The sequence below is a fragment of the Klebsiella planticola ATCC 33531 genome, from assembly GCF_000735435.1.
Classification (GTDB): domain Bacteria; phylum Pseudomonadota; class Gammaproteobacteria; order Enterobacterales; family Enterobacteriaceae; genus Klebsiella; species Klebsiella planticola.
In genome coordinates, this window is the sequence record NZ_JMPP01000048.1 from 21,388 (window position 1) to 27,735 (window position 6,348).

At 52.9% G+C, this 6,348-nt stretch carries 4 protein-coding genes; 1 reads left to right on the forward strand and 3 read right to left on the reverse strand.

The genetic code is table 11. The features are described from left to right. Positions 1–9: 9 nt before the first annotated feature. The 3 genes from GRPL_RS06565 to GRPL_RS06555 form a co-directional block, all read right to left on the reverse strand. On the reverse strand, positions 10–3,294 hold the full coding sequence (locus tag GRPL_RS06565; protein WP_032700183.1) for a calcium-binding protein: 3,285 nt from the start codon (positions 3,292–3,294) through the stop codon (positions 10–12). A 252-nt stretch (positions 3,295–3,546) separates the two neighbouring features. Next, the gene (locus GRPL_RS06560; protein ID WP_032700184.1) at positions 3,547–4,179 is read right to left on the reverse strand and encodes a hypothetical protein; all 633 of its coding nucleotides are present in this window, start codon (positions 4,177–4,179) and stop codon (positions 3,547–3,549) included. A 534-nt stretch (positions 4,180–4,713) separates the two neighbouring features. Next, complete coding sequence (locus GRPL_RS06555) at positions 4,714–5,169, reverse strand: MarR family winged helix-turn-helix transcriptional regulator (RefSeq protein ID WP_032700186.1); 456 nt, start codon at positions 5,167–5,169, stop codon at positions 4,714–4,716. Between the two features lie 75 nt (positions 5,170–5,244). On the opposite strand from GRPL_RS06555, the gene GRPL_RS06550 reads away from it, so the two are divergent. Beyond that, positions 5,245–6,192, forward strand: coding sequence for a quinone oxidoreductase family protein (locus GRPL_RS06550; RefSeq protein ID WP_032700188.1), 948 nt, complete (start codon positions 5,245–5,247; stop codon positions 6,190–6,192). The last annotated feature ends 156 nt before the right edge of the window (positions 6,193–6,348 follow it).

Consider the following 6,348-nt stretch of genomic DNA (forward strand, 5'->3'; position numbering starts at 1 on the left):
GCAGCTCCACTAATAGCCAACGGCTGTTCGCCAGTTTTCCGCCGTCGTTTGCGCGGTAGCCAGCGGTATAGCCACCCCGGCATCGTCCGCATCATCAACGTCGCCCGAGGCCAGAAACTGGCAGATCTCCTGTTTCAACAGCGCGATGTCTGCCGTGCTTTCCGCGGTGTCCATGACCGGTAAAGGAATATTGTGTTCGATATAATTCAGCACATCCTCCGGCAGCCATAGCGTGTCGTCGGCGAAGACAATCTGCTCCACCTGATAGCTGTCCAGACTGAAGTAACCCCGGATAATCACGCTGTCCGCCCGGTCGCGGAAGTTGAGCACCAGACTGTCATAGCCCTGTACCCGCTGCCGGGAGAGCACCGCCTGCTCCGCCAGCAGCCCCTCCCCGAGCCGCAGCGTGTCCGTCCCGCTGCTCTCGATAATCGTGTCCTGCCCGTCTCCGGCGTTAAAGAGGTAAATATCGTTACCGCTGCCGCCTTTCAGGGTGTCATTCCCCGTGCCGCCGCTCAGCAGGTCGTTGCCGAAGCTGCCGTCAAGGGTGTCGTCCCCGGCCTCGCCGTACAGCGCATCATTGCCGTTGTCCCCGGTCAGCATGTCATTTCCGCCCCCGGCGTGGATCTCGCTCCCCTCCCGGTAGGCCTGCAGGCTCTGCGCCGCCTCCGTTCCCGCCAGCAGCATCGCCTTCACGGTGGCCACGTCCCATACCGTGCCGTCGGCGAAGACAATCTGCTCCACCTGATAGCTGTCCAGACTGAAGTATCCCTGGATGATTACGCTGTCCGCCCGGTCGCGGAAGCCGAGCACCAGGCTGTCATAGCCCTGCACCCGCTGCCGGGAAAGTACCGCCTGCTCCGCCATCAGCCCCTCCCCGAGCCGCAGCGTGTCCGCTCCGCTGCTCTCAATAATCGTGTCCTGCCCGTCTCCGGCGTTAAAGAGGTAGGTGTCATCCCCGTATCCGCCCTTCAGCAGATCGTTCCCCGTGCCGCCGCTCAGCAGGTCGTTGCCGAAGCTGCCGTCAAGGGTGTCATCCCCCGCCTCGCCGTACAGCGCATCATTGCCGTTGTCCCCGGTCAGCACGTCATTTCCGCCCCCGGCGTGGATCTCGCTCCCCTCCCGGTAGGCCTGCAGGCTCTGCGCCGCCTCCGTTCCCGCCAGCAGCATCGCCTTCACGGCGGCCACATCCCATACCGTGCCGTCGGCGAAGACAATCTGCTCCACCTGATAGCTGTCCAGACTGAAGTACCCCTGGATAATCACGCTGTCCGCCCGGTCGCGGAAGCCGAGCACCAGGCTGTCATAGCCCTGCACCCGCTGCCGGGAAAGTACCGCCTGCTCCGCCAGCAGCCCTTCTCCCAGCCGCAGCGTGTCCGCTCCGCTGCTCTCAATAATCGTGTCCTGCCCGTCTCCGGCGTTAAAGAGGTAGGTGTCATCCCCGTATCCGCCCTTCAGCTGGTCATTTCCTTTTCCTCCCCACAGCACATCGTTCGTGTTTTTGCCCGTCACGACATCCGCATTGTCACTGCCGGTAAATGTCAACGCCTCAGGAATACCTAATCTCACCCGGACATCTGCAAAGGATGGCAGGTATTCCATCCAGGCATACAGGACATTACTCACCTGCAGATAGCGCCCCATGTCCGTCTGCATCAGAGTATTCAGATGCGCCTCAAATGCCTCAAAGTTCAACGTCAGACCGCTGAGATCGGGGCTTAGCTGCAGATGAATAAAATCAAAATCGCTGGCATATACTGTTGTGGCCAACAGGCAGGCTTCGGTATAGGCAGCAAAACGGCGGTATTCATCCTGTAATAAGGCCGCAGCGCTGCTCAGAGGATTAACCGTACCGTTAACCGTGTTCCGGTATCCCCTACCAGCAGCGGTTTCGAGAACCGCAAGCTGTCGGGCATCGATATAGCTCCCGCGACTGTTTTCAGCGATATCCGTTACGCCTGCCCAGGTAAAAAGGAGCTTTTCGATGAGGCCAGACGCTTTAGCGGCCATGGGATCGGCCACAAACTGCTGAACCAGTGTGATAAGTTGCGGATTAAGACTCATTGCCGTATGCAGGTCGGCCATATTGCCAAACCCGCGGATATACGGTAGAGCCTGAATTTCAGCGGACAGGGTCACATCGCCTGTGTAGCGTGAGTATCCTTTGTTGGCCGCAAACCAGACGTCCGCCGATTGGCCGACAGCGCCATCTGAACGCGTAATGGTGCTGGTTTGCCGGTGGGCATTCCCCTGTTCATCAACATATTGTGACGTGCTGTAGCCGGTGCCAATGGCGGCCACACCGGCCTCTTCAAGGGAAAGTAACTCTCCTTCGTCAACCCGGCCGTTACTGTTCCCATCCTGCCAGATGCGCAATGACGCCCAGATAGCGTCATCACTGTTCAACTGCCCGTCTTTATTTTCATCCAGTTCCTGCAAAGCCTGATAGCCATTGGCCGCCAGTTTGCCACTTTTCAGCAGCGTATTATTGCCAAAGAGTTCACTGCCGCTATCAATCTGCCCGTTGCCATCACGATCGAATATCAGCAACCCATCGTCCGGAGCCACCCAGCCGGTATTTTCCGCAAACTGGTTGCCATCATGATCGAAGAAAACACCGCTGCTGACGGATAAGGTTTCGATGCCATCGCCGTCGAGGTCAATAATAATGGGGCTGGCCTGGTTTTCTGCACAAACCAGGCCAGGACCCATTACCGGATCCATAAAACCTGGCGTAAATAAATTCACCCCACCGATATTGATTGGGACAGGGCAGCCCTGAAGTAGCTGTTCGATACTGCTCATCAGCGTATCCAGCAAACTTTTATAATGCCCGATGATCTCGCCAAAATAGCTCCCCGGATAATTATCGCTCCCGGCGACCTCACCAAAGAGCGAATAAACCGATTCACGGGTGGTATTCAACCAGCTTTCCGTAAGATTAAGTAATTCGTTCGCCAGAGCGGCCTGTTCTCCAGGTATTGATTCAGCTGTACTCCCGAAGAGCTCTGTGATTTTATCCCGGATGCTGTTATAGGTATGGCTGACGGCATTATCAATCACGTCTTTTGCATCGAGGACATCTTCCACCAGGTCATTCATCGTGTAATCATTATTGCCATTAATTTTTGCAGCGACGCCGAAAGGTGACTGAACTGAATCCAGAAAATCAATGCCCGCGCTTTTAAGGATAAAACTGGCAGCAGTAGTACAGTTAAAATCACTACCGTCACCGTCCGGAATAAGATCGTACAGCGGAGAGGATTTTTCAAACTTGCTGATAGCTTTGGCCATACTGCCGTATTGCTCTGCCGTTATTCCAATGGTTAACTGTTCAGAGGAAACTCTTTGTTTAAGATAATCACCGCTATCCAACGAACCTTTGTTATTGAAATAACCAAGATCAGTAGGCGTAAATCCAAAATAAACCACGTCACTACTTCCATCACTGAGCTCCAGCCATGTATGAATCGCACCCTGCCCATTAGTAAACAGGGAGTCATTTTTAATAGTTACAGTGTATGGCATAAAATCATCCTAATTTTATTACTTACCATAATGACGTCGAAAAAGTAACGTATAGCTGGAAAAATCCGCGCCAGAACTATAAAGCTCCGGAATTATAATGTAGGAGCCAGTGTCCATCTTGCGTAAGTAATCATAACCTACACCGTCATTCTCTACTAATGGCTCAATGTCGGGATAAGCATTAATCTTCGGTATCAATATTTCATGCAAGAGTTTCCCGGTTTGAGCGTCATAAATACGGATCGTCCCAGTCAATTCATTTTTTAAGTAAGATCTGATCCTCTCAAAAGCCCTATTAAAAACAACATCTACTACCTTGACGTCCTCCAATGTAAGCTTACTCGTTGTTCTTCTTTCCCGTGGACTACCTGTATCAAAGTAAATCCCCACGATATAATCCCCAGATTTTTCCACCGTAACATAAAGCTGATTAGGAGACAGTTTTCTTAATGGCTTGTTACCAGCGTCCCCCTCTGCTGTGGATTGCGCCACTGCCGCACTGGATTGATCCGCGCGGGTATATGGCGATATGGCCAGGAGAAATAATCCGGCCAGAACAGCAACAATACGCCAGCATTGTTTTGTGGGAAATATTTTCTGGTGATAATCAAACGGCCTTTGCAGAGAGATGAAAAAGAGCGGGTGCTGCATATAAAACCCTTATGTTTGCCAATGTTAATTTAATGGGTTTTATTTACTCCAGATCTTCAATGAGATCAAACAAAATTAGACGATAATTTTATTTCTATAAAATTCAAGATATTAAATCACTGACGCAATACAACGACGAGAATATATCCATTCATTACATCTATAAAATAAAGAATGGCATTCACTAAATAAACCAATGAACGAAAACCACGCTTTTATTTCATCATAAATAATATAAAAACCTTATGTTTTTATCTTTTCCATTCGCCACCTTGATAAATCAAAACCTCTGTTTCTGGATTTCATCACAAGCCTTGCCTTTATCATCTAATCCGACAAAATGCTCAGCCACAATCCCCGCTGTTTTTTCACCAACGGATTATTATTACGGCTGAGGAATACGCCGCAACAAGATGGGGACTGCAATGCCAACAATCTACAAAACCGCAGATCGGTTACAGACATTTGTCCAGATGTTGCAAGCGGCCATCTGACGGCAGAATCTTCTCTGCCGTCAATATCGACACCAGAGGACTACTTCCTCTGCAAGCTGTCAGCGTATTTGCGCGTCAGGCGAAACAGCGCCGCTACCTCTTCCTCAGCCCACTCTGCCAGTACCTGATTCATCAGCCGTGTCCTCGCTACCGCGATGCGTTCAAGCACAGTTTTTCCCTGCTCGCTCAAGGTGACTTCGCTGATCCGCCGATCCTGGGCATTAGGTTGTTTGAGCGCCAGTCCCTGCACCTCCAGTTTTTTTACCTGACGACTGACGGTGGTGTAATCGCGCCCCAGGCTATCCGCCAGTTCCACGACCCCTACCGGCCCGTAACGTCCGATGGCCACCAGCAGCGGAAACAGAATTTGATCGATTTGGACATCTGCGGCCTGAAGCAGCTGCTCATCACGAACGGGCTGGTTCATCACGCTAATGATATCGAGCAACGCGCCGTGGAAATCGGTAATGTCGTAATTATTATGTGCATCTTGCATATATTTTTTAACCGGGTATAGTGCCGTTATCTATTATGTGCATTTTACACATAATTGCCTTCAGGAGATAACATTATGAAAGCAGCCGTAGTTTTCGATCTGCAGCAGGGCCCTGTCTGGGCCGATTTTACCGATCCGCAGGCCGATGCCCATCACCCCCTGGTAAAAGTGAATGCCGCCGCCATCAGCCATGTGGTGAAAGCTCGCGCCTCCGGTAAGCATTACAGTTTCGACGGCCGGCTGCCGTTTGTGGTCGGCATTGATGGCGTCGGAACGCTGGCCGATGGGCAGCGGGTCTATTTTGCCTTTCCCACTGCGCCCTGGGGCAGTATGGCGCAGTGGGCGCCGGTCGCCGTCGAAAACTGCCTGCCTTTACCAGATGACCTGGATGATATCACCGCCGCCGCGATGGCAAATCCCGGAATGTCCGCCTGGGCCGCGCTCGTAAAGCGTGCCGGACTGGCCGCCGGAGAGAGCGTACTGATCAACGGCGCAACCGGCAGCGCCGGTCAGCTTGCTGTGCAGATTGCCCGCTTCCTCGGCGCAAGAAAGATCATCGCCACCGGTCGGAATACGCAGATGCTGGCCGCCCTCGGTGCCGACGTCTGTATCGACTTAACGGCAGACGATCCAACGCTACAGGCACAATTCAGCGAGCAGGCGGCACAGCAGGTTGATGTGGTGGTGGATTATCTATGGGGCCGCAGCGCCGAACTGATGCTGCCCGCGCTGGCGAAACACAGTCCAGGCAACGCACCGGTGCGCTACATGCAGGTGGGGTCGCTTTCCGGCGCGGAAATTGCGCTCAACGGCGCGGTGCTGAGAGCGGCCCCGCTACAACTGATGGGCAGTGGTATCGGTAGCCTGTCGATGCCGCAGCTCCTGGCGGCGGCCGGCGAAATGCTGCAGGCCGCCGTTGCAGGCGGTTTTACCATCGCCACCACCCCGCTTGCGCTCAGCGAAGTGGCGAACGCATGGCCGCGCGACAACAGCCAGAAACGCACCGTTTTTGTGATTAATTAAAAAAATCGCTTCCGCACAAAAGATGGGGTTGATATCTTAGATGAGAACTATTATCTTTCTCATTACCGAATAGTTGAGAAAAACACTCAGGTATTCGGTACGACATTGCTCACATTGCTTCCAGTATTTTTCGCCCGCACTTGTGCGGGCTTTTTT